The organism is Pseudomonas sp. EA_65y_Pfl2_P78, from assembly GCF_963970495.1.
In the GTDB taxonomy this organism is placed as follows: Bacteria; Pseudomonadota; Gammaproteobacteria; order Pseudomonadales; family Pseudomonadaceae; genus Aquipseudomonas; species Aquipseudomonas baetica_A.
The window spans coordinates 177,258-199,051 of record NZ_CAXAON010000002.1 but is presented as its reverse complement, the minus strand read 5'-3'; the positions used below and the strand labels follow the sequence as shown (position 1 = coordinate 199,051).

Below are 21,794 nucleotides of genomic sequence, written 5' to 3'. Positions count from 1 at the left end.
GAAAACGGCCTTCGGGCCGTTTTTTTGTGCGCGCTACAAACCTTCAACCCACCGCCCTCACAAAATCAAAAGCCGTTAATAAGGGTTGCAGTGTTGGGCCACGGCAGTGGCCTGATCGACGTAAGGACGCGCCGGCTCAAGGTTCCACTCGGGTTTGTTGCGCACAGGCTTGCCCTCATAGGTTGCCGCGAGGTGGCAAACCATCTGCCGCCGCAACGACCCGCCGTTGACGCTGTACTGCCGCCATTGCTGATCGTCTTTGTGTTTGTTGTACAACTCGGCAAACATCCGGTCAGTCTGATCATCCTTGATCGCTCGACCGCACGCGGTCGGCACGACTTGCAGTGACCAGGTGTTCGGTCCCAGTTTCGGGTCGGGACGTTGCACCCAAGTGCTCGACTCGATGTATTTTTCGCAGAACTTCGGCGCCGCTGGCGTGGCGGCCTGGATGCACGAGAAGCTGGCCTTGCCGACCGGGGTTCTCGGGAAATCGATCTTGATGATGTTGCGATCCTTGCCGGTCTTGGCCTTGTAGTCGCGCTGGTTGGCCATGGCATCGTTCAAGCCGCGCTGGTCACTGTAGAAAAACGCCAGAATCGGCAATTCGTCAGTTTTCGGGTTGCCCAGGCGCAACTCCGTCTGCGTCTGAAACTCACGGCTGTTGATGACTTTGCGTGCGCCCATGAAGTTGCGAAAGGCGTCGACCCGCTCCTTGCTGCTCATGGGATTGCGCATATTGAAACCGCACTGCAACTGGTCCTGCTGACGGTTGTTGTTGTACTGGGTAAAGTGCGCCACCCAGGCATTCGGCGTCGCAATCGGCGGCTTCATGGCCTGGCAGACCGCCTCGGTCGGGGCGGTGTTTTTGTTGTCGCCACAGCCACGGTCGTTGCGAAAATCAGTCCAGGCGTCGTTGGGAAACGCGCAATAGACATGCACCGGCGTTTCAGGGTCGCGTACCAGATCCCTCGGCGTAATCAGGTAGCCGTTCTGCGTGCTCATGCCGGGGTCTTCATAACTGATGCCGTCGGCACGCATATAAGAGGCGGCGAATGTGCCCAGTTCCAGCGCTTTCGGGCTGGGATTCCACACATCCCACTTCTGCCCCTTGGCCGGATCGGCACGGTGCGTGCCGCGCACCAACAATCCCGAACAGTCCGAGGCGGGATCCTGACCGCAGCTGTCGACGGTTTTGTTGTACAACGTTTCGACCTTTTTCAGGGTCTCGTCGCATGACTCGGCATTGGCCCATGTCGCCTGCACCAGCAGCGGTAACAAGAGCAATGGCGCGATTGTGTTCAAACGTTTTTGCATGGCTTGCATCTCCTTGATTAGCCAACACACACCTTCAACGCGGGACAGGATTACAACCCGCTGCCCGGGTTTCGCTGTCCGATAACGCCGGCCGGAACGGCTCGAGATTCCACGGCGTCTTGTTGCGGTAATTGACCAGCACGCAGTTCAATTGCTGACGCATGCTGCCGACGGACGTTTCGTTATCGCGCCAGCGACTGTCCGAGCCCCTGAGGGCGAACAACTGGTCGTACAAAGCGCCGACCTGCTCGCTGGGCAGTGCGCGCCCCACCGCCGTCGGCACGATGCTCAGGCTCCACTCATCCTGACGGGTGCCAGGGTCGTAGCGTTTGATCCAGTCGGCAGAAGCGATGTATTGCGCCGCGGTGGGCGCCAGCGGATTGCAGCCGGCTTTCGCTGAGTCCTGCGGGCTCACATTGGGACGGAACGGTTCAAGGTTCCATTGGGTTTTGGCCGGATAGTTCTGGATCAGGCAACTGAGTTGACCACGCATGCTGCCCGCCGATTTTTCGTAATCGCGCCACTGGCTGTCGGCGCCACGCAGCGCAAACAGCTCCTTGTACAAAGCCTCTTGATCACTGGCCTGAATCGCCTGGCCTTGAGCGGTGGGCGTGACCTTGAGCGACCATTCGTTTTTCTTTCTGCCGGGGTCGTAACGCTCGATCCACGTCGCTGCGGCGATGTACTTGGGCGCAGGAACACCCGCCACCACCATTTCGTCGATCGCCTGATCCGCCGCCACGTAGCTGAAGCGCTCCGCTGCCGGCTTAGTGAAGTCCAGTCGCAGGATCGGCACGCTGTAGCCTTGGGTCTGAAGTTTCTTTTGAAAATTGCGCGCACTGTTCAGGCCATTCTCGGGTTTCGGCGGCGCCTGATCACCGCGAGTGGCGAAGTTTTGCGTGCTGTTGACGTTGTAGATGAAGGCATCGATGTACTTCATGTTTTCGCTGCCGTCGCGGGTCGCCGTGGCATTTTTCAACATGAACTCGTTGACCTGGCCACTGAAGGAAAAAGGATCCTTGTTGGTGGTACTGGGCCGGGATTCGTGCACCCGGATCATCGCGTGCCAGTCGCTGGTTTTCTCCGCGTTCCAGGAACATTGGCCGTACTGGATCGGCCCTTTCATCAGCCCGGTGTATTTCTGTGTCCATTGCTCGGCAGTGGTGACGCCCGCTTCTGCACAGGTACCGTAGGCCAACGCGGCATTGCGGTTGTTCATCACGCCTTGCGCGGCACGCGGTGGTTCGCGGCTGTCGAAGAAACCGCAGCCGTACCATTTGCGCTCAGGCCCGGTACCGCCATCGAAGGCGTAGATACAGGTGAAACCCTGCTCCTTGACCGGCAAGTTCAAAGCCGCAGCATCGGTTGGCGTGCGCAGGACCAACCCGGCGGGGTGAATGAGGATTCGCGTGCTCAGGTCCTTGCGGATCCACGAGTAGGACGTCGCGCCGATCTTGATCGCGTAAGGGCTGTAATCCCAAGGGTTGAACGGCCCGTCATTGACCATGCGCAAGGTCACGCCACTGCAATAATAGAGACCGCGTGCGGCGCCGGTATCGGGTTCCTGGCAGGCATCCTTGAGGGTGTTGTAGTTGTGGTTGATGCGCCTGAGCGTGTCCAGCGGATCGGAGACGGTTTGGGCTGCGACCGTCGAGAACATCAAGGGCAACGTGCAGGCCAAAGCCAGGGATGCAGTCCTGCGCCATAGCACAACTGAAGGCGAGCGATCCTTTGTCATGAGATACCGTCCTGGTAAATAGGCCCGCCTCGATGGGCCTCTAAAATCACTATAGAACACATCTCGATACGCGCCCCCTGCAGGGGCTACCGCTGCGACAACGCCTAAAAAGATTTGCGGTGGGCTGTAACGCATTGCCATGAGCTTTCTCTAGAGGGGTAAGCAAGCGGAAAAAACGCTTGTAAAAACCTGAACAAGACTGGAGAAACATCATGACTGCTACCACTCGCACCCTGTCCGCCACTGCCCTGGTTCTGGCCCTCGGTTCTGCCCTGAACATCGCCGCCGTTTCCACCGCCCACGCTGCCGATGACATGGAAAAATGCTTCGGCGTAGCCATGAAAGGTCAAAACGATTGTGCCGCAGGTGCAGGCACCACTTGCGCCGGCACATCCAAAATGAACTACCAGGCCAATGCCTGGAAACTCGTTCCGAAAGGCACCTGCACCACCACCGAAAGCAAAACCTCGCCGACCGGATTCGGTCAGATGGAAGCCTTCAAAGCCAAGTCCTGATAACCGGTCTGCCTGAGTGACAATCATGTTCACATCCCCCGAGCCTGCCCTCCCCTGCACTCAGGCAGCCCACACCGGGCTCCCTGCCCGTGCCGGGCTGGGGCTCAAGACCGGGCACTTTCGTGAAGTGCTCGGTTCCTTGCCAGACATCGGTTTCTTCGAAGTCCACGCCGAAAACTACATGGTGGCCGGCGGCCCGTTTCATCATTTTCTCGGTTTGATTCGCCAGCAGTATCCGCTGTCACTGCATGGTGTCGGGTTGTCCATTGGCGCCGAAGGCGCACTGGACGACCAACATCTGCAACGACTGGCCATGCTGATCGAGCGTTATCAACCCCAATCCTTTTCCGAACATCTGGCCTGGTCGAGCCACGGCCCGGTGTTCCTCAATGACCTGTTGCCGCTGGCGTATGACATGCCGACGCTGAACCGCGTCTGCGACCATATCGATCAGGTACAGAACACCCTCAAACGCCCCATGTTGCTGGAGAATCCGGCGACCTATCTGGCGTTTCAGCGCTCAACCATCGACGAACCCGACTTCATCGCTGAAGTCATCCGCCGTAGCGGCTGCGGTCTGTTGCTGGACGTCAACAACATCCATGTGTCGTGTGTGAACCATCAGCGTGATCCGCTGACCTATCTCGATGCCCTGCCGCTGCAGGCGGTTGGCGAGATTCATCTGGCCGGTTTCGCCGAAGATAGCGACAGCCTCGGCGAGCGTTTGCTGATCGATGATCACGGCGCACCGATCGATCAAGCCGTCTGGGGTTTGTACCGGCAAGTGCTGGAGCGTATCGGCCCAGTGGCAACGTTGATCGAACGTGACAATCAGGTGCCGGCGTTCGATGTTTTGCTGGCCGAGGCGCAGCAGGCCGATGACCTTTTGACGCACGTCGGGAGTCAGCCATGAGCACTCAAGCGGCGTTCAGCGCTGCGCTACTTGACCCACAGTCACCTTGCCCCGAGGGCCTGTGCAGCGCCAACGGCGCCGATCCAGCGAGTCGTTTTTCGGTGTATCGCAACAATGTGCAAAGTTCATTGATCAACGCACTGGCTGACAGCTACCCGGTGGTTGCGCAATTGGTCGGTGAGGCGTTTTTCCGTGCCATGGCGGCCATTTTCATACAGCGCCAGCCGCCTGACAGTCCGCTGATGAGCCGCTACGGTGCAGGTCTGGCGGACTTCATCGCCACGTTTGAACCGGCCTCCAGCGTGCCGTATCTGGCCGACGTCGCACGGCTTGAACGCTTGCGCACCCTCGCCTATCACGCCGCCGACGCAGCCCCGGTGCAACATGAGCAGATCAGCGCAGCCCTCGCCAACCCGCAAGGTCTGGGCGAGCTGTGTTTCCAACTGCATCCGTCAGTGCACCTGCTCGATTCAGCCTATGCCGTGGTCGCGATCTGGGCTGCGCATCAACACGACGGGACGCTCGAAGGCATCCACATCAGCCAGGGACAACACGCCTTGGTGCTGCGCAACGGTCTCGACGTTGAAGTCTTTGTCCTTGAACACGGCGCCAGGGCGTTTATCGGCAATCTGATCGACGGCCATCCCCTACTGGCAGCCGTGGAAAACAGCCCTGCGTTCGACCTCAGCCAAACTCTGGCGCTGCTGATCGCCCACAACGCCATCAGCCATTTGCACAACAACAAGGAGTGCCCATGAACAACCTCATCACTGCCGCCATCACGCTGCTGGAAAAAATCCCGCACAGCCTGATTGCCTTCATTGCTCGCTTTTCGATTGCCGCGGTGTTCTGGAAATCAGGGCAGACCAAGGTCGAGGGGCTGGCCATCGACTTGATCGATGGCACCTTTGAACTTGGCTGGCCACGGTTGGCCGACTCGACGATCCCCTTGTTCAAGAGCGAATACCACGTACCGCTGCTGTCGCCGGAAATCGCCGCGCACATGGCCGCGTTCGCCGAGCACTTCTTTCCAATCCTGATTCTGATCGGCTTCGCCACACGGTTTTCGGCGCTGGCGCTGCTGGGCATGACCCTGACCATTCAGCTCTTTGTGTACCCGGATGCCTACCCGACTCACGGTACCTGGGCGGCGGTGTTGCTGTATCTGATGGCGACCGGGCCGGGGAAAATCTCGATTGATCACCTGATTGCCAAGCGTTATCGCTGAAGCCGATCCAGCGCCTCGCCGCTGCGTTTGAACCAGTCGATCAGATAATCGGCGAGCACTTGTGTGCGCTTTGGCAGCCCCCCCTGATACGGATGCACCAGGTACATCGGCATACGGCGGGTCTGATAGTCGCGCAGAAGCCAGCGCAATCGCCCGTCAGCCAATTCCGTTTGCAGCAGGTACGAAGGCAACCGGGCGATCCCCGCCCCCGTGAGCGCGGCTTTCTTGAGCAAATTGTAATGATTGCTGGCGAACGGCCCCGACACCCGTACCCGCAGCAACTCGTGATGCTGATGATAGAGCCACTCCTCGCGACCGCTGTAGTGGCTGTTGAGCAAACACCGATGTTCAGCGAGTGCCAACGGCGTCGTCGGCTCGCCGAAACGTTCGAGGTAGGCGGGGCTGGCACAGGTCATTTCCTGCCAGGCCAGTAACGGTTTGGCCACCAGTCGTTCGTCATTGGTCACGTCGCTACGGATTGCCAGATCGAAACCGTCCCGGGACAAATCGCGATAGCTGTTGTTTAGCTCAAGCTCAATCTGCACTTCGGGATATTTGTGCGAGAACTCCAACACAAGCCCCTCAAAGAAGGTTTCTCCCAGCGACACCGGAACGGTCATGCGCACCGGGCCGACCATGTCATCCTTCAAGCGCGCCAATGCCTGACGCGCTCTTTCGACCTGGATGACTAACGCTTGGGCTTGCGGCAACAACGCCGCACCCGCCGCCGTCAGGCTCAAACGCCGAGTCGTGCGTTGCAGCAGCACCACGCAAAACTGCGCTTCCAACTGACTGATGCGCTTGGACAACTGCCCCTTGCTGCAGCCCAGTTGCTGCGCTGCGAGAGTGAAACTACCGGCCTCGATCAACACGGCAAACGCGGCCAGATCATCCATTTCGCTCATGGATTGTTTCCATTTGAAAACCAAAGGTTGCCCATTAGCACGCTTATCCGCAGAAAAAACCACTCTAGACTGAAACCTCGTTCAATTACTTGAGGCACAGTTCGATGAAAATTCTGTTGATAGGCGCGGGCGGCACCATCGGCTCAGCCGTAGACAACGAACTCTCGCAGCGCCACGAAGTCATTCGTATCGGTCGCAACAGCGGTGATTTGCAAGTGGATATCAGCGACAGCGCGTCGATCCGCAACCTGTTCGAACAGACCGGAAAGTTCGATGCGCTGGTCTGTGCTGCGGGCAATGTGACCTTTGCCCCGTTGGATGAGATGACCGAAGACAGCTTCGCGCTTGGCCTCAAGGACAAACTGATGGGCCAGGTCAACCTGTTACTGATCGGCCGTGAATTTGCCAATGACGGCGCTTCGTTTACCTTCACCACCGGCGTGCTCAGCCACGATCCGATCCGCAGTGGCGCCTCGGCCGCACTGGTCAACGGCGCACTGGACAGCTTCGTGCGTGCGGCGGCTATCGAATTGCCACGCGGTCTGCGCGTGAACTCGATCAGCCCGACCGTGTTGCTCGAAGCCATGGGCAGCTACGCCCCGTATTTCCGAGGCTACAAACCGGTTCCTGCGGCGGATGTGGCGTTGGCCTACGCAAAAAGTGTCGAAGGCCTGCAAACCGGTCAGACGTTTCGCGTGGGCTAAACCCTTGTGATCAACGGTCAGCCTGCGTAACGTGGCCGCACTTGTCTGGAGAGCCGAAGATGCGTGTTGCCCGTTCGTTAGTCCTTGTTGCCCTGCTGCCGTTGTTCGCCGCCTGCCAGTTGCTTGATGGCCCGCGACAAAGTGCCTTCCATGTCGGCCAGACGCGGATGCAGGGGCAACTGACTGCTGCCGACGGCAAACTGGTGTTCCAGCCGTGCCAGGATCAGCGCCGGTTCGTGGTCAACGACATTGGCGGCACCAGCATCCTGCAAGAGGCAGCGACCCTCGCCGACGAGCAAGGCAAACTGTTCGCCGACGTACGCGGGAAAACTGTCGGCGAGCGCCTCGACCTGACTCAACTCTATCGCGTCGAGCGTTCCGGCACGGCTTGTGATGATCCCAATTTCAAATTGCTGATCCTGCGCGCCGCCGGCCACGGCCCGGAATGGAACGCCAAGGTCAGCGGTCGAGGCATGGTCATCGAACGCGAAGGTCAACCACCGCTCGCCGTGCCTTATGTTGAGGAGCAATTGGGCGACGGCCGCTTCAATCTCAGCAGCGAAGCCAACAATCAACGCATCGAATTGTGGGTTGCGCCACAACGCTGTGTCGACAGCCATACCGGCAGCGTGCAACACATGAGTGCCGAGTTGCGTATCGATGGCAAAGTGCAGCGAGGCTGCGGGTATTTCGGCGGATCGCGCAACGACTGAGCGTTTTTGCCTCACCGGATCCGGCCTTTGCGGCTTATAATCGCGGCCTTCAAACGCCCTGGCGCAGTTGTGCGCCCCGCGAACCCGGATCCTCGCCATGTTACGAATCACTGAACTCAAGCTGCCAATCGATCATCCCGAAGAAGACCTGCGCGTCGCCATCGTGCAACGCCTGGGCATCGCCAGCGATGACTTGCTCGATTTCACCTTGTTCAAGCGCAGCTACGATGCGCGCAAAAAGTCCTCCGAACTGTGCTTCATCTACACCATCGACCTCAACGTACGCGACGAGGCCAAGGTGCTGGGCAAGTTCGCCGATGACCGTAACGTCAACGTGGCGCCGGATGTCAGCTACAAGTTCGTCGGCCAGGCGCCGAGCGATCTGAGTCAACGCCCGATCGTGGTCGGCTTCGGCCCGTGCGGCATATTCGCCGGCTTGCTGCTGGCGCAAATGGGCTTCAAGCCGATCATCCTCGAGCGCGGCACCGAAGTGCGCCAGCGCACCAAGGACACCTGGGGCCTGTGGCGTAAAAGCGTGCTCAACCCCGAATCCAACGTGCAGTTCGGCGAAGGCGGCGCGGGCACGTTCTCCGACGGCAAACTGTACAGCCAGATCAAGGACCCGAAGTTCCTTGGCCGCAAAGTGCTGCACGAGTTCGTCAAGGCCGGCGCACCGGAAGAAATCCTCTACGTCAGCAAACCGCACATCGGTACGTTCCGCCTGACCGGTATGGTCGAGACCATGCGTGAAGAGATCCGCGCCCTGGGTGGTGAAGTGCGCTTCCAGGAGCGCGTCACCGATGTCCTGATCGAAGACGGCCAAGTGGTCGGCGTCGAGTTGGGCAGCGGCGAAACCTTGCATTCCAGGCACGTGGTTCTGGCTCTGGGCCACAGCGCCCGTGACACCTTCCGCATGCTCCACGGGCGCGGCGTATTCATGGAAGCCAAGCCGTTCTCGGTGGGTTTCCGTATCGAACACCCGCAATCGCTGATCGACCGTGCGCGACTGGGCAAATACGCCGGCCATCCAAAACTCGGCGCCGCCGATTACAAACTGGTGCACCACGCCAAGAACGGTCGTTCGGTCTACAGCTTCTGCATGTGCCCGGGCGGCACCGTGGTAGCGGCGACTTCCGAGCCGAACCGGGTGGTCACCAACGGCATGAGCCAATACTCGCGTAACGAGCGCAACGCCAACTCCGGCATAGTCGTCGGCATCACCCCGGAAGTCGATTATCCGGGCGGACCGCTGGCCGGGATCGAGTTGCAGGAACGCCTGGAATCTCACGCGTTCATTCTCGGCGGCAGCGACTACAAGGCCCCGGCGCAATTGGTGGGTGACTTCATCAATGGCACGCCTTCGACCGAACTGGGTGAAGTTGAACCGTCCTATAAACCGGGCGTAGCGCTCGGCGATCTGGCGCTGGCTTTGCCGGACTTCGCCATTGAAGCCATTCGTGAAGCGTTGCCGGCGTTCGAGAAACAGATTCGCGGTTATTCGCTGCACGATGCGGTACTGACCGGGATTGAAACCCGTACATCGTCGCCGTTGCGCATTACCCGCAACGAGTCGTTGCAGAGCATGAACGTCAAAGGCCTGTTCCCGGCCGGTGAAGGCGCGGGTTACGCGGGCGGGATCCTGTCGGCGGGTGTGGATGGCATTCGCATCGCCGAAGCTGTGGCGCGCGACATTCTCGGCCTGCAAGCTTGATCACTTAAACCTGTGGGAGCGGGCTTGCTCGCGAAGGCGGTGTGTCAGTCAACGACAATGATGACTGACCCGACGCTTTCGCGAGCAAGCCCGCTCCCACATTGGTTGCTGCGTTTTATTCAGATATTGGCGCGCAACACTGAAGCTGGCAGCGCCTCACCGCGCTCGGCTGTCGCCGCCACCGCGGCAATCAACCCCTCCAACTCATAACCCTGCGCCTTGAGCCAGTCCTGATCGTAATAAGTGTCGGCATAGCGCTCGCCGCCGTCGCACAGAATCGCCACGATCGACCCCGACTCACCCGCTGCTTTCATCTGCTGCGCCGCCATCAGCGCACCGATCAGGTTGGTGCCGCTTGACCCACCGACATGCCGGCCCAGACGTTGCGCCATATAATGCATGGCCGCCAGCGACAAGGCGTCCGGCACTTTGACCATCGCATCGATCACCTTGGGCAAGAACGACGCTTCCACCCGAGGCCGGCCAATGCCTTCAATCCGCGAACCACAATCCAGACGCAGACTCGCATCGCCGCTCTTGTAGTAATCGAAGAATACCGAGCGTTCGGCGTCGGCGCACAACACGCGGGTGCAGTGCTGGCGATAGCGCACGTAGCGGCCAAGGGTTGCTGTGGTGCCGCCAGTGCCGGGGCTGGAAATCAGCCAACTCGGTTCGGGGTGCCGCTCGTAGCGCATTTGCTGAAAAATCGACTCGGCGATGTTGTTGTTCGCTCGCCAGTCGGTGGCGCGCTCGGCATAGGTGAACTGATCGATGAAGTGGCCACCGTGCTCACGGGCCAAACGTTCGGATTCAGCGTAAATCTGCGTCGGATCGTTCACCAGGTGGCTCTGGCCGCCATAGAAAGCGATCTGGGCAATCTTTTCCTTGGAGGTGGTCGCCGGCATCACCGCAATAAACGGCAAACCCAGCATCCGTGCGAAATACGCCTCGGAGATCGCCGTCGACCCACTGGATGCCTCGATCACCGGAGCGCCGGGCTTGAGCCAGCCATTACACAACGCGTAGAGAAACAGTGAACGCGCCAGCCGATGCTTGAGGCTGCCGGTGGGATGGCTGGATTCATCCTTGAAGTACAACTCAATGCCCGCAAACCCCGGCAGCGGCAAGGGAATCAGGTGGGTGTCGGCGCTGCGCTGGAAGTCCGCTTCAATGATTCGGATGGCTTCGCGGGCCCACTGTCGGTTGTCGCTCATGGTGAGGGTTCTCGTTGAATCTGGCAGGAAATCAGCCTCGTCAAAAGGCTCAGTCGTCAGCTTAGGAAAAAACCTGCATCACGCACAGGTACAGCTGAGTTTCAATATGTCGAGTAACTGCTAGGCTCAGCAGGGCCAACGGCAAACCACTCTGTAACGACATATAACAAAAAAAGAATATGAGTTTTGTTTTAACAACCAACAGTCCGGGTTAGGGTGTTCCACCTTTTGACTATTCGATGGAGAGCGACCTTGCCTCTGCGTAGCACTTTCACGCGTTTCTTTCAGTTGGAAGCTGCCAGCGGTCTGTTATTGATCGCCGCGGCCATTCTGGCTCTGATTATCAACAACTCGCCACTGTCGTGGCTGTATACCGGGCTGCTCGACACTCCGGTGGTGGCGCAGATCGGTGCGTTGAAAATCGCCAAACCCATGCTGCTGTGGATCAACGACGGTCTGATGGCAATGTTCTTCCTGCTGATCGGTCTGGAAGTGAAGCGCGAAGTGCTTGACGGCCAGTTGTCGAAACCCTCGCAGATTGTCCTGCCCGGTGCCGCGGCGATCGGCGGCATGGTCGTGCCAGCGCTGATCTACTGGTTCCTTAACCGTGACAACCCGCCGGCCCTCGACGGTTGGGCGATTCCAACCGCCACCGATATCGCCTTCGCCCTCGGCGTGCTGGCTCTGCTCGGCAAGCGTGTGCCGGTGTCGCTGAAACTGTTCCTGATGACCCTGGCAATCATCGATGACCTCGGTGCCATCGTGATCATTGCGATCTTCTACTCCGGCGAACTCTCGACCCTGTCACTGGGTCTGGCGGCAGCGTGCATCGCAGCATTGGTGGCGATGAACCGCCTAGGGGTGGTCAAGCTCGGGCCGTACATGATCATCGGCCTGATCCTTTGGGTTTGCGTACTCAAGAGCGGCGTCCACGCAACGCTGGCCGGTGTGACGTTGGCCTTCTGCATTCCGCTACGGACAAAAAACGCCGAGCCTTCGCCGCTGTTGACCCTCGAACACGCGCTGCACCCGTGGGTGGCCTACGGCATCCTGCCGCTGTTCGCCTTCGCCAACGCCGGCCTTTCGCTGAGTGGCGTGACCGTCGAAAGCTTCACCCACCACGTCCCGATGGGTATCGCTGTGGGCCTGCTGCTGGGCAAGACCGTTGGCGTGTTTGGCCTGACCTGGCTGGCAGTCAAGATCGGCATCGCCACCCTGCCCCAAGGTGCGAATTGGGGTCAGGTGCTGGGGGTGGCGATTCTCTGCGGCATCGGCTTCACCATGAGCCTGTTCGTTGGCTCGCTGGCCTTTGAGCCAGGTCTCAGCGATTACGCCGGGATGGACCGGATGGGCATTTTGACCGGCTCGATTCTGGCGGCATTGATCGGGTATGCGGTGACGGCGGCGGCGAGCCGCCAAAGCACCCTACAATCTGAGAAACCAGCTGCGTCATGAGTATCAGCACGCTTCGCGCAAGGCTTAGCAATGAGCCGCGCAAGTGTGCTATGTCTTTCGTTAACCTCAGCCGCCTCTCGAGCACGGTATTTCTCGGAGCCATCCATGTCACGTAAAGCAGAAAAACGCCCAATGACGGATGATCAGATTGCCGTGCAGGAATCCCGGATTCCAGATATCGCCCTGAAGGCATTCAATAACGCCTATAGGATGGCACTTGCCAACAGCGCAGCCGTTCTTGTTGCTAAAGCTGGCCAACTGTTCGAGGTGACGGAGTAGACCTCCGTTGCTTTGCGCTCGATCGGCACTTATGGAAACCTGAAAAGCGGTACTCGCCTGCACATCAATAAATCTTCAAAACAGGTTACTTCTTGAGCACACCAAGAATACGGATATTTGCGGGACCTAATGGATAGGGAAAAAGCACCTTCAATCGACTTGTTCCTGCCCATTTGCTTGGAAACTACATCAATCCTGATGATATCGAACGGGCGATTAACGATACGGGATACGTTGACTTCACCTCATATCGAATCGAATCTCATAAAGCAGGGATTTTTGAATTTTTCCGTGAACATGCGCTTTTAAAGAAATCCCCACGTTCATTGGCAAAGCTGGACTCACTTGCGATTGAAGGTGAAAGACTCAGCTTCGCAAATACTGAAATCGACTCCTACGTCGCTTCAGCCCTTTCCGATTTCATACGCCGGTCGCTGATCAAAGAACGCATCAGCTTTACGTTTGAAACAGTCATGTCCTCCTCAGACAAAGTTAACCTGCTCGCCGAGGCTCATGACTCTGGCTACAGAGTCTACGTTTATTACGTCGCTACAGCTGATCCTGAAATCAATATAGCCAGGGTTGCCTACCGCGTATCGCAAGGTGGACATAGCGTTCCTCCTGAAAAAATAAAGGCCCGTTACTGGAGATCTCTGGAGCTTTTGTCTGAAGCTATCCTTACATCCAACAGAGCCTACATTTTCGATAACTCGGATGAAGGCAGCGAAAGGCTGACACAAATAGCAGAAATCACTGATGGAGAACTGATTGAAATCAAGTCAGCTATCCAGCCCCCCCTGATTCAAAGAGTTCGTACTCGATAAATTGTTGTAGTCGAACAATCCCACGCTTGTAGAGACGCGTCCTACAGCCACAAAATGCCTGCTTCGTTAACGTCGCCCAGCCCCTCCCCAGGGACGGTCGATGGATGAACGAAAGGACGATCAGTGGCTCGCAACAAGGACATTCCCCGGGTTCCCAACCCACCACAAGGCGACGGGCATTACGTCACCTACCGCTATATGACGGCCAGTGAACTGGCTGCGCGCGATGCCAGACAAAACGCTTACGACGCCATGCTGGCGCGCCAGGAGGCCTTCGAGCGCAGTCGTGAAATCGCTGCGACAAAACCTGACCCCCTGCGCGCCGGATGCGTCTTTGCCAAATCTTGCAAGTTGCCAGACGCGATCATTGATTACTCCAATCCTTCGGGGATGGTGCCGACCGATAGTTTGAAAGACTACGGCGAACTGATCCTGCTCGGTGCCCGCGAAGCCGATATCAACGGTGCCGTCGCGTTGAAGAACATCAGTGCGACGGCCATCCCGACAGGATTTGGCAACTTCGCTCTGGCCGGATCTGCATTCGAAGCATTGCCTGCCGTTGCCGCCAGCACTGCTGCCGCCACGTTGGTTGGACTGGTCGCGCTGTTCATGCCCTCAAGCCTGGGCGACAGCGCCCTCTACACCGATGATCAACTGCGCGCCCTGAAGCAGGCCCGCACCCGCGTTCGTTTGCGGGTAGAGCAACAGGCCGACGGCAGCCTCAAGGGTTACGGCTTCTACACCGGCAAGAACCGTGATTGGGAAATGGTGGATGTCGTGCAGTTCACTGCGCGTGGCAGTCAGTTCATTGCTGACTTGGGTGAAGGCGTCGAACTGATCTGGACACCGGCCGTGGATGGTGCGGACATTCTTGGCATTCCTGCACTGGAGGCCGCTCCGCAGGCGCCGCACATCTGGGTTTATCCGCCAACGAAAGCAGCAGACGGGATTCTGGTGAATCCGGTTTATCCGCCGGAGTATCGGGATTTCATTCTGGTGTTTCCGGCGGATTCTGGAATTCGGCCTGTGTACATCGTTCTAAGCAGGGCGCGCGACCATGCTTACTACGACCACCCTAAGACGCTACCCGCCTTCCCTGATGCAGTTAGAGTAAAGTCGAAATCATCGGTGAAAGGTGGCGGGAAGCGGCGAGCACGCTGGGTAGACCGCAAAGGTCGAATTTATGAATGGGATTACAAAAGTAACGCGGTCGAAAAATACGACAAATTGGGAACTACTCATTTGGGCGAGTTCAATCACCTGACGGGTGAGCAAACCGGGCCTGCAGTGCCGGACAGAAGAACCTCTAGAAACTAAGGATTGAGACATGCGCTACCTTTCTATAACCGGCTTTTACCCCGATGACGCTCAAGACGACTCTCTGCAATTCGAGTTAGATATCACCGGTAGCGAGATGAATGAAAAAGTCGCACAGCTCATTGAGTCCAAACCCCTAAGTGAACTGGAACCCGGGGAGTTGTTATTGAGCACAGATCAGGTAGCTGCGCTGGAAACTCTTCTCAAAGTTAGCCTTCCGAACGGTTTGGAGTTTTTTTTGGGCACATGTGCCGATTACTGACTTACCCGGGTTGTAAGCAAAAAACAAAAACCCCGACCAGTCACCTGATCGGGGTTTTCTTTTACCGCTCGCTCGCGCTTAGTGCGAAACGCGGCTGGTCCCGCCAACGGTGGAGATGCGCACGCGCTCGCCAACACGGAACACTTCATTCTCCTGAACCTGCTGCACATAGGCACGCATGCTGCCGTCATCCTCACGCACGGTGATTTCCACACCTTGGGTACGCGTCAGGCCTTCCTCGGTCGCCGAACCGATCAGACCACCCGCCACCGCGCCGATGACCGCTGCGACGATGCTGCCGCGACCGCCACCAATGGCGCTGCCGCCGACACCGCCAACCACTGCGCCTGCTGCGCCGCCGATCGGGGTCTTGGTGCCTTCGATTTTCACCGGTCGCAGGGACTCGATGGTGCCCATGCGAATCGTCTGCACGCGACGTGCTTCGTCACGGGAGTAGGAGTCACCGGTCAGGCTCGATTGGCAGCCGGTAAGCAACATCGCCATCGTGGAAAAGGAAGCAACCAGCAGAACAGACTTACGCATAGCATCAACTCCAAAGGACAGGTATTCATTAAACTCCGCAGCTTGACGCCTGTCACGGCGCAACCCGGATAAAATTGCTTTCATTCAGGCCCGGTACAGGCGCCCTGCGAACTCACCAACATTAGCGCCAAATTCCATTTCTTGCGCCGCCGACCCAAGGATTTTCATGGATTACTTGATCATTGTCGTCACTAGCGTTGCCGGTCTGTACTTCCATTGGTGGCTTTACGTGCGGATCAAACGCTGGATGGACCGCGATCTGGCATTGTCGCTGGCCGGCAAGGATGAAGGCAAACGCGCCTTCATGCTCGAAAAATTGAAACAGGCACAGACGCAGAAGATCAAGCGTCGGGATCTGCCGCAATGGCTTGAGGCCGCTGCGGCAGGCTATCCCGCTCGGTAGACTGCTTAAGGTGCCAGACGTTCAACAATCCAGTCGGCGCCCTGCAAGCGGTAGTTGAGGCGATCGTGCAGACGGCTCGGACGGCCCTGCCAGAATTCGATGCGCTCGGGCAGCAGGCGGTAACCGCCCCAATGTTCCGGGCAGTCAGGCTGAGTGTCACTGAAGCGCTGCTCGGTAGCCTTGAGTAGATCCTCCAGCTCGCCACGCCCGTTGATCACCCGGCTCTGCGGCGACGCCCAGGCACCGAGACGGCTGCCCAGCGGGCGCACCTGATAATACGCATCGGATTCCTCAGGCGTGACCTTCACCACCCGCCCTTCGATACGCACCTGGCGCTCAAGGGACGGCCAGAAGAAGGTCATGGCGGCAAACGGATTGGCCGCCAGATGCTGGCCCTTGGCACTGTCGTAGTTGGTGAAGAAGGTGAAACCCTGCTCATCCAAGCCCTTGAGCAGCAGAATGCGGCAATGCGGACGCCCGTGCGCATCAACCGTGGCCAGGGTCATGGCGTTGGCTTCCACCGGCGCCTGCTCGGTTTTCACCGCGTCAGCGAACCACTGGTGAAACAGCGCAAACGGCTCCCGCGGGGCTTGAGCCTCGGTCAAACCATCCCGAGTGTAATCACGACGCATATCTGCCAGAGCCTGGGTCATGGCGCATTCCTTTTCGTTAGCGAATCACTTTTTGGTGGTATCGGTCGCTGCGACTTTCTTGTCTGTTGCAGCGGCTTTGGCTGGAGCGGCTTTCTTGGCTGGAGCCTTGGCCGGTGCTTTCTTCGCCGGCGCCTTGGCAGCAGCTTTCCTGACCGGCGCTTTTTTAGTCGCCGGTGCGGCAGCTTTCTTCGCCGCGGGTGCCGGGGCCACCGGTTTGGCCGCTGGCTTGACGTCCTGCTTAGCGACCAGGGTCACGGGCCTCGGCGCCGGCATGTTGTACTTGCTCAACAGCGCAACCATGGTGTTCTGCGGAGTGACCAGCAGTTCCACACGACGGTTCAGGGCACGCCCCTCTGCACTGTCATTGGCCGCACGCGGCGCTTCGGAACCCATACCGCGCAGCATCAGGCGATCACGTTGCAAGCCACTGAGACGGAAAATCGCCGCAATGGCCTGGGCACGTTCCTGACTCAATTTGACGTTGGCGGGCGCGGCGCCACTGGAGTCGCTGTGCCCCAGAACCAGCACGGCGGTTTTCGGATCGGCTTCGAGGATTTTCGCAACGCGGGTGAACGGGCCTAGGGTGACCGGCAGCAGCATGGCGGGACGATCCGGGTTGAACGAGCCTTCGACCGGCGCCGTTACGACCAGCACGTTGTCGCGACGCTCGAGTTGCAGATTGCTGTCCTTGACCGCTTCGCGCAGGCGCGGCTCATAATCGTCGAGCCAGGCCTGAGTGATTTTCGGGTCAGGCATCGGCACGATTTTGGCCGTGTTCTGATCCTTGCCGCCGAACGGCCACCACCATTTACCGCCCGCCTCAGCGTCGGCCTTGGCCACGGCGGCCGGTTTGGCTTCGTTTTTTGCTTCAGTTTTGGTAGCCGAATCATCGGAACCGAACGGCCAGTACCAAGGGTTGCTTCTCTCGGCTTTGGCAACCGGGGCAGTGGCGGCAGGCTTCAACGGGGCCGGGGCCGGCTCTTTGGCCGCCACCTTGTCGGAAGATCCGAACGGCCACCAACTGCTGCCGTCCGCATCGTTTTTCGGGGTCTGTGCGCAACCGGTGATCGCAACACACAAGGCCAGGGCGAGCGTCTTTTTAGATGACATTGAAAATCCACAAAATGAAGTAATGAAAAATCAGAGCACTATCGCCCGGATAAACAGTCGCTTTGAATCGAAAATCGTGTCGAGGTTCCAGCCCTGGAACCTCCTTTGATGCTTTATAGACAAGTGGCAAGCACCCGCGCGAGCTTCTGCGCGCGCGGATCCATCAAGACGTATGGCCCAAGGGTATTTGTCACAAAACCGAACGCGACATCATGCTCAGGGTCAGCAAAACCGATGGAGCCGCCCGCCCCCGGATGACCGAACGCCCTTGGGCCGAGGCCGTAGGTGGCATTGGGCACGTCCGGTTGATCGAGCATGCAGCCGAGGCCGAAACGGGTCCGGGTCAGCAGGGTCTTGTCTTCGCCGAGACTGTGCTCACGGGTCAGCTCTTCGAGCATGTCGCTTTCGAGCAGGCTGCCGTCGAGCAGTCCGGCGTAGAAACCGGCGAGACTGCGCGCATTGCCGTGGCCGTTGGCCGCCGGTTGCTGCATGCGTCGCCATTGCGGCTTATTGGTGCTGGTGAGCACCGACGGCGGATTGGTGAAAGCGCGGGTGGTCATGGCGGTGGGTTCGCGCAGGGTCACTTGCAGCAGACGTTGCGCGGCCGCATCGCCGGCATTGCCCTTGCCCCGAGCGATGTGCGCCACGCGGTGGAATTCTTCATCGGCCAGGCCGACGTGGAAATCCAGGCCCAATGGCTTGGCGACACGGGCGACGATCGATTCGCCAGGGCCGCGACCATCAGCACGACGCAGCAATTCGCCGATCAGCCAGCCGTATGTGATCGCGGCGTACCCGTGACCGGTGCCCGGCGTCCACCACGGCGCTTCGGCCGCCAGGGCGTCGACCATGGTTTGCCAGTCGTAAAGGGCTTCGGGCGCCAACAGTTCGCGCAGGGCCGGCAGACCGGCCTGATGGCAGAGCAAGTGGCGCAGGGTGACGGATTCTTTGCCGGCGGCGGCGAACTGCGGCCAATAGCGGGCCACCGGAACATCGAGCTGCAACTTGCCTTCGGCGACCAGTTGCAGTGCCGTGACAGCGGTGAAGGTTTTGGTGCAGGAGAACAGGTTGGCGATGGTATCGCTGTGCCAGGCCTCAGCGCCGTCCTTATCGGCGGTACCGGACCAGAGATCGAGAACAGTTTCTCCGCCGACCTGAATGCACAACGCTGCGCCGCGTTCCTGGGGATCGTCGAACAGTGCGGCGAAAGCTTCGCGCACCGCTTCGAATTGAAGCTCGTAATGTCCCTGAATCTGCACCCGCAACTCCCCCGCGAAAACGCTCTACAAAGTGGCCCGCATTGTTCCAGCCCTTGAGGGATTTGGGAACAGCTATGGGCTGGACGGTTGATGCTGTGGTGCAACAATCGAGGCCTTTGCGAGCGAGCCCGCTCCCACAAAGTTTACGAACAACCTGTGGGAGCGGGTTTGCTCGCGAAGAGCGCTAACGCGCACGTAAAGACTAGTGACCGTTGCCGGAATGCCCACCCGCATGGCCTACGCCCCGCCCTGGCCCTTTGCCGGCTTCAGCCTTTCGCCCACCTTCAGCCTCATGACCCGCCGCGGCCGCGGCTTTCCCAGCCTCTTTGCCCAACTGATCAATCGCCTGCAAATTACTCTTGCGCACCGTCTCGACGAAATCCTGATAGGGCAGATCTGTCACGCCTACCAAGCCAAAGTGGCCGTTCTCGCCATCGAGCAAGCGCCCGGTCACCGGTTGATCCAGATACTGGAACCAGTGCACACCCACAATCGAAGGTTCGCTCAACGCCTGTTTGAGGAAGTTGGCGTACGCCGGACCGCGGTCTTCTTCCTTGGCCAATTGCGTCACACCGCCCCAGAACGGGCCGCGATCGGTGGAGCCAAAGTTGAATTCGGTGATCAGCACCGGTTTGTCCAGGGCGCCCAGGGCGGCGAAGTCATAACCGTCCTGCGGCTTGAGGGTGTACATGTTGAAGCTCAGCACGTCGCAAAACTGCGCGCAGGACGCCACGGCCTCTGGGGTGCTGATAGCGAAGCGGCCGCCGAGCAGCAACTGGTTCGGCGCGTGCCATTTCAGCGAGTCGGAAATGGTCTTGAAATAGGTGTCGGCGAACACTTTCTGGAAGTATTTGAAGTCGGCCTCGATTTCCGGGTGTTCCGCGCTCGGCAACGGCGGCTCGAAGCCCGGGTCTTCCATCAATTCCCACGCGGGCAGATCAATGCCCCACGCCTTCGATAGCCCGGCCTGATTGCGGTATTTGTCGCGCAACTGCTTGAGGAACGCACGTTTGGCCGGCACGTCAGTGGTCATTTTCAAGGTGCCGTAAGCCAGCGCATAGCGGGATTTCGGATCCTCGCCAGGGCCGGCCCACGCCAACTCGTTGTCGGCGTAGTAGCCGATCAGCCATGGATCGTCGCGGTGATCGCGGGCAGCGATGGCCACGGCGCGCTCGGTGGCCATGGCAAAGCGCGGATCGAACGGATCCGGCATACCGCCCCACCAGTCACTGCCGGTGCTGATGCTGGTGTAATCGCCGACGATAGACAGCGGCAAGGTGTAAGGCACGCGAGCGGCGTTGCCAAGCGACGGCGCGCTCCAGTTACCGACGGTGTTGAAACCCCAGGCTTGCAGGCGATCAAGGGTGTGGCTCACCCACTTCTGTTCATCGACCGAAGCGGTGCAAGGCACAGCAGCGGGCGGATTGGATGATGACGATTTGGCCGCTTCAGCAACGCCAGCCTTGGGCTGCTCAGACGTAGCGAGCGGTTCTGCAGCGTTTGCTGCGCTTTGCTCAGCCGCACCCGCCTTGGCCGCCTCGGCGACCCCAGCCTTGGTGGCGCTGGCCGGCTTGCACGGTTCGCCATACAGGCGCTGCAGGTTGGCACCGTAAAAATCGTACCAACGCCCGCTGGCATGACCTCGGCCCTGATCGGCGCCATTGCCACCACGGTGGTCGTCCTCGCCAAAATGCCCGGCCAACGGTTCGTCAGGTTTGGGCAAGGCTTCAAACATGTTCTCGCGACCGGCAACGTAAGTCTGGTTGACCTCCGGGCTGACGGTGTTGACGCCAAGGGAGTAGAACGGATGCCCCTCAGGCGTCACCAGATACCAGCGGCCGTCACGCTTTTCAGTGCGAAAGAAGCCGCTGGCCTTGAACGCCGGGCCTTTGTTCCAGCCGCCGAACGTGTCCAGCGATGATTTTTCGCGCTGGGCCAGCCAGGTTTTCAGCTGTTGCTGTTCTTTACCGGCGGCGGCTTTGAGCTGTTCATCATTACTGACCTTTTCCGGCCATTTGCTGCGGGTCGACTGCCCGTAAGCGTCGACCAGATTGCTATACACCGCTCGCATGACCGCATCGCCGTCCTCCACGCCGAAACGCTCGAGCAACAGGCTCTGGGCAACTTTTGGCTGATCCATCGACAAGCTCACCGACACCACTTGGCTGCGATCAATTTCGCCGCTGCTGCTGGCCAGCAATATTCGCTGACCCTCGACCAGCATCGGCATCGGCGGCCCGGCTTTCATGCCCTGGCTGAGCGGTGAAGTGGCGACCAGCGGCACCAACAGGGTTTGTGCAGGGCCGGCCGGCAAATCGACGCGGCTGGTCAGCGTCTGCCCGTTGTTGCTCTGGATCTGCACATAAACCGTCACGGCCCAGTTCATTGCACTCTGCAAACGCAGGGTCATCATGCCCGATTGTGACCAGTCCCAAGCGCCGGTTTGTGGCGTCAGACGCAAGGTCGGGCGGGCCACCGGGTTGAACGTCACACGACGCAGCACTTCACCTTCAGCCGTTTGTTCGGCATTGGCTTGCGGCAGGTCAGCGTTTTCGGTCGCGACTTTCACCACGTCAGCGGGACGGACAAAATTGAACAGGGTCTGTTGACCAGCAGGCGCCGCCAGCAACGGGGCAGCAAAGAGCAAGGCAAACACGGCAGGCAACGAACGGCGGATCATAAGAACGGAGTTCTCCCTAGCGACCAACAAAGGCCAATGGAAACGCGATGGCAG

General features: G+C 59.2%; 22 protein-coding genes. 13 read left to right on the top strand and 9 right to left on the bottom strand.

Features of this window, described 5'->3' with window-relative positions; genetic code table 11:
• Positions 1–75: 75 nt before the first annotated feature.
• Entirely contained in the window at positions 76–1,314 is a 1,239-nt protein-coding gene (locus AACY02_RS02795; protein ID WP_339430652.1) for a DUF2599 domain-containing protein, read from the bottom strand.
• A 34-nt stretch (positions 1,315–1,348) separates the two neighbouring features.
• Positions 1,349–3,052 carry a DUF2599 domain-containing protein gene (locus AACY02_RS02790; RefSeq protein WP_339430651.1) on the bottom strand — a complete coding sequence of 568 codons (1,704 nt, stop codon included), beginning with the start codon at positions 3,050–3,052 and terminating at the stop codon, positions 1,349–1,351.
• A gap of 212 nt (positions 3,053–3,264) precedes the next feature.
• On the opposite strand from AACY02_RS02790, the gene AACY02_RS02785 reads away from it, so the two are divergent.
• Genes AACY02_RS02785 through AACY02_RS02770 form a run of 4 tightly spaced genes read left to right on the top strand, consistent with a single transcriptional unit; the run spans position 3,265 to position 5,708 of the window.
• A complete protein-coding gene (locus tag AACY02_RS02785; protein WP_339430650.1) occupies positions 3,265–3,567 on the top strand; it encodes a BufA1 family periplasmic bufferin-type metallophore in 303 nt (100 codons plus the stop codon).
• Between the two features lie 25 nt (positions 3,568–3,592).
• On the top strand, positions 3,593–4,480 hold the full coding sequence (bufB, locus tag AACY02_RS02780; RefSeq protein WP_339430649.1) for an MNIO family bufferin maturase: 888 nt from the start codon (positions 3,593–3,595) through the stop codon (positions 4,478–4,480).
• Positions 4,477–5,238, top strand: a complete 762-nt coding sequence (locus tag AACY02_RS02775; protein WP_339430648.1) for an HvfC/BufC N-terminal domain-containing protein — start codon at positions 4,477–4,479, stop codon at positions 5,236–5,238. Before bufB ends, AACY02_RS02775 begins: the two co-directional genes overlap by 4 nt.
• A complete protein-coding gene (locus tag AACY02_RS02770; RefSeq protein ID WP_339430647.1) occupies positions 5,235–5,708 on the top strand; it encodes a DoxX family protein in 474 nt (157 codons plus the stop codon). The genes AACY02_RS02775 and AACY02_RS02770 overlap by 4 nt, the downstream gene beginning before the upstream one ends.
• On the opposite strand, the gene AACY02_RS02765 is transcribed toward AACY02_RS02770, so the two are convergent.
• On the bottom strand, positions 5,699–6,613 hold the full coding sequence (locus AACY02_RS02765) for a LysR family transcriptional regulator (protein ID WP_339430646.1): 915 nt from the start codon (positions 6,611–6,613) through the stop codon (positions 5,699–5,701). The genes AACY02_RS02770 and AACY02_RS02765 overlap by 10 nt on opposite strands.
• A 104-nt stretch (positions 6,614–6,717) precedes the next feature.
• Here AACY02_RS02765 and AACY02_RS02760 point away from each other — a divergent pair, with 104 nt between their 5' ends.
• The 3 genes from AACY02_RS02760 (at position 6,718) to AACY02_RS02750 (ending at position 9,741) form a co-directional block, all read left to right on the top strand.
• The gene (locus AACY02_RS02760; protein WP_339430645.1) at positions 6,718–7,317 is read left to right on the top strand and encodes a short chain dehydrogenase; all 600 of its coding nucleotides are present in this window, start codon (positions 6,718–6,720) and stop codon (positions 7,315–7,317) included.
• A gap of 59 nt (positions 7,318–7,376) precedes the next feature.
• Entirely contained in the window at positions 7,377–8,030 is a 654-nt protein-coding gene (locus AACY02_RS02755) for a COG3650 family protein (protein ID WP_339430644.1), read from the top strand.
• 97 nt (positions 8,031–8,127) lie between these two features.
• Positions 8,128–9,741 (top strand): NAD(P)/FAD-dependent oxidoreductase, encoded by a 1,614-nt coding sequence (locus tag AACY02_RS02750; RefSeq protein WP_339430643.1) that lies wholly within the window; start codon positions 8,128–8,130, stop codon positions 9,739–9,741.
• 119 nt (positions 9,742–9,860) lie between these two features.
• Here AACY02_RS02750 and AACY02_RS02740 read toward each other — a convergent pair whose 3' ends face one another.
• Entirely contained in the window at positions 9,861–10,955 is a 1,095-nt protein-coding gene (locus AACY02_RS02740) for a PLP-dependent cysteine synthase family protein (RefSeq protein ID WP_339430642.1), read from the bottom strand.
• A gap of 252 nt (positions 10,956–11,207) precedes the next feature.
• Between AACY02_RS02740 and nhaA the strand changes: the two genes are divergently transcribed.
• From nhaA to AACY02_RS02715, 5 genes are all read left to right on the top strand, one after another.
• Positions 11,208–12,410, top strand: coding sequence for a Na+/H+ antiporter NhaA (gene nhaA / locus AACY02_RS02735; RefSeq protein ID WP_339430641.1), 1,203 nt, complete (start codon positions 11,208–11,210; stop codon positions 12,408–12,410).
• A gap of 105 nt (positions 12,411–12,515) precedes the next feature.
• The gene (locus AACY02_RS02730) at positions 12,516–12,689 is read left to right on the top strand and encodes a hypothetical protein (protein ID WP_339430640.1); all 174 of its coding nucleotides are present in this window, start codon (positions 12,516–12,518) and stop codon (positions 12,687–12,689) included.
• A 173-nt stretch (positions 12,690–12,862) separates the two neighbouring features.
• Complete coding sequence (locus tag AACY02_RS02725; RefSeq protein ID WP_339430639.1) at positions 12,863–13,513, top strand: zeta toxin family protein; 651 nt, start codon at positions 12,863–12,865, stop codon at positions 13,511–13,513.
• A 123-nt stretch (positions 13,514–13,636) separates the two neighbouring features.
• Entirely contained in the window at positions 13,637–14,830 is a 1,194-nt protein-coding gene (locus tag AACY02_RS02720) for an S-type pyocin domain-containing protein (protein WP_339430638.1), read from the top strand.
• A 10-nt stretch (positions 14,831–14,840) separates the two neighbouring features.
• On the top strand, positions 14,841–15,092 hold the full coding sequence (locus AACY02_RS02715) for a pyocin S6 family toxin immunity protein (RefSeq protein WP_339430637.1): 252 nt from the start codon (positions 14,841–14,843) through the stop codon (positions 15,090–15,092).
• Positions 15,093–15,170: 78 nt separating this feature from the next.
• Here the strand turns inward: AACY02_RS02715 and AACY02_RS02710 are convergent, their stop codons facing one another.
• The gene (locus AACY02_RS02710) at positions 15,171–15,635 is read right to left on the bottom strand and encodes an outer membrane lipoprotein (RefSeq protein WP_024776354.1); all 465 of its coding nucleotides are present in this window, start codon (positions 15,633–15,635) and stop codon (positions 15,171–15,173) included.
• A gap of 166 nt (positions 15,636–15,801) precedes the next feature.
• Here AACY02_RS02710 and AACY02_RS02705 point away from each other — a divergent pair, with 166 nt between their 5' ends.
• Entirely contained in the window at positions 15,802–16,038 is a 237-nt protein-coding gene (locus AACY02_RS02705) for a hypothetical protein (RefSeq protein WP_339430636.1), read from the top strand.
• A gap of 5 nt (positions 16,039–16,043) precedes the next feature.
• Here AACY02_RS02705 and pdxH read toward each other — a convergent pair whose 3' ends face one another.
• The 4 genes from pdxH to AACY02_RS02685 form a co-directional block, all read right to left on the bottom strand.
• Complete coding sequence (gene pdxH / locus AACY02_RS02700) at positions 16,044–16,691, bottom strand: pyridoxamine 5'-phosphate oxidase (protein ID WP_339430635.1); 648 nt, start codon at positions 16,689–16,691, stop codon at positions 16,044–16,046.
• A gap of 24 nt (positions 16,692–16,715) precedes the next feature.
• Complete coding sequence (locus AACY02_RS02695; RefSeq protein WP_339430634.1) at positions 16,716–17,801, bottom strand: OmpA family protein; 1,086 nt, start codon at positions 17,799–17,801, stop codon at positions 16,716–16,718.
• A gap of 113 nt (positions 17,802–17,914) precedes the next feature.
• Positions 17,915–19,060, bottom strand: coding sequence for a serine hydrolase domain-containing protein (locus AACY02_RS02690; RefSeq protein WP_221731441.1), 1,146 nt, complete (start codon positions 19,058–19,060; stop codon positions 17,915–17,917).
• Between the two features lie 202 nt (positions 19,061–19,262).
• Entirely contained in the window at positions 19,263–21,740 is a 2,478-nt protein-coding gene (locus tag AACY02_RS02685) for a beta-agarase (protein WP_339430633.1), read from the bottom strand.
• Positions 21,741–21,794 lie beyond the last annotated feature (54 nt).

Excerpts from the sequence above, each read along its gene's own strand:
- AACY02_RS02795 (WP_339430652.1), bottom strand. The coding sequence starts at position 1,314 with ATGCAAAAACGTTTGAACACAATCGCGCCATTGCTCTTGTTACCGCTG.
- AACY02_RS02790 (WP_339430651.1), bottom strand. The coding sequence starts at position 3,052 with ATGACAAAGGATCGCTCGCCTTCAGTTGTGCTATGGCGCAGGACTGCA.
- AACY02_RS02785 (WP_339430650.1), top strand. The coding sequence starts at position 3,265 with ATGACTGCTACCACTCGCACCCTGTCCGCCACTGCCCTGGTTCTGGCC.
- bufB (WP_339430649.1), top strand. The coding sequence starts at position 3,593 with ATGTTCACATCCCCCGAGCCTGCCCTCCCCTGCACTCAGGCAGCCCAC.
- AACY02_RS02775 (WP_339430648.1), top strand. The coding sequence starts at position 4,477 with ATGAGCACTCAAGCGGCGTTCAGCGCTGCGCTACTTGACCCACAGTCA.
- AACY02_RS02770 (WP_339430647.1), top strand. The coding sequence starts at position 5,235 with ATGAACAACCTCATCACTGCCGCCATCACGCTGCTGGAAAAAATCCCG.
- AACY02_RS02765 (WP_339430646.1), bottom strand. The coding sequence starts at position 6,613 with ATGAGCGAAATGGATGATCTGGCCGCGTTTGCCGTGTTGATCGAGGCC.
- AACY02_RS02760 (WP_339430645.1), top strand. The coding sequence starts at position 6,718 with ATGAAAATTCTGTTGATAGGCGCGGGCGGCACCATCGGCTCAGCCGTA.
- AACY02_RS02755 (WP_339430644.1), top strand. The coding sequence starts at position 7,377 with ATGCGTGTTGCCCGTTCGTTAGTCCTTGTTGCCCTGCTGCCGTTGTTC.
- AACY02_RS02750 (WP_339430643.1), top strand. The coding sequence starts at position 8,128 with ATGTTACGAATCACTGAACTCAAGCTGCCAATCGATCATCCCGAAGAA.
- AACY02_RS02740 (WP_339430642.1), bottom strand. The coding sequence starts at position 10,955 with ATGAGCGACAACCGACAGTGGGCCCGCGAAGCCATCCGAATCATTGAA.
- AACY02_RS02730 (WP_339430640.1), top strand. The coding sequence starts at position 12,516 with ATGTCACGTAAAGCAGAAAAACGCCCAATGACGGATGATCAGATTGCC.
- AACY02_RS02715 (WP_339430637.1), top strand. The coding sequence starts at position 14,841 with ATGCGCTACCTTTCTATAACCGGCTTTTACCCCGATGACGCTCAAGAC.
- AACY02_RS02710 (WP_024776354.1), bottom strand. The coding sequence starts at position 15,635 with ATGCGTAAGTCTGTTCTGCTGGTTGCTTCCTTTTCCACGATGGCGATG.
- AACY02_RS02705 (WP_339430636.1), top strand. The coding sequence starts at position 15,802 with ATGGATTACTTGATCATTGTCGTCACTAGCGTTGCCGGTCTGTACTTC.
- pdxH (WP_339430635.1), bottom strand. The coding sequence starts at position 16,691 with ATGACCCAGGCTCTGGCAGATATGCGTCGTGATTACACTCGGGATGGT.
- AACY02_RS02695 (WP_339430634.1), bottom strand. The coding sequence starts at position 17,801 with ATGTCATCTAAAAAGACGCTCGCCCTGGCCTTGTGTGTTGCGATCACC.
- AACY02_RS02685 (WP_339430633.1), bottom strand. The coding sequence starts at position 21,740 with ATGATCCGCCGTTCGTTGCCTGCCGTGTTTGCCTTGCTCTTTGCTGCC.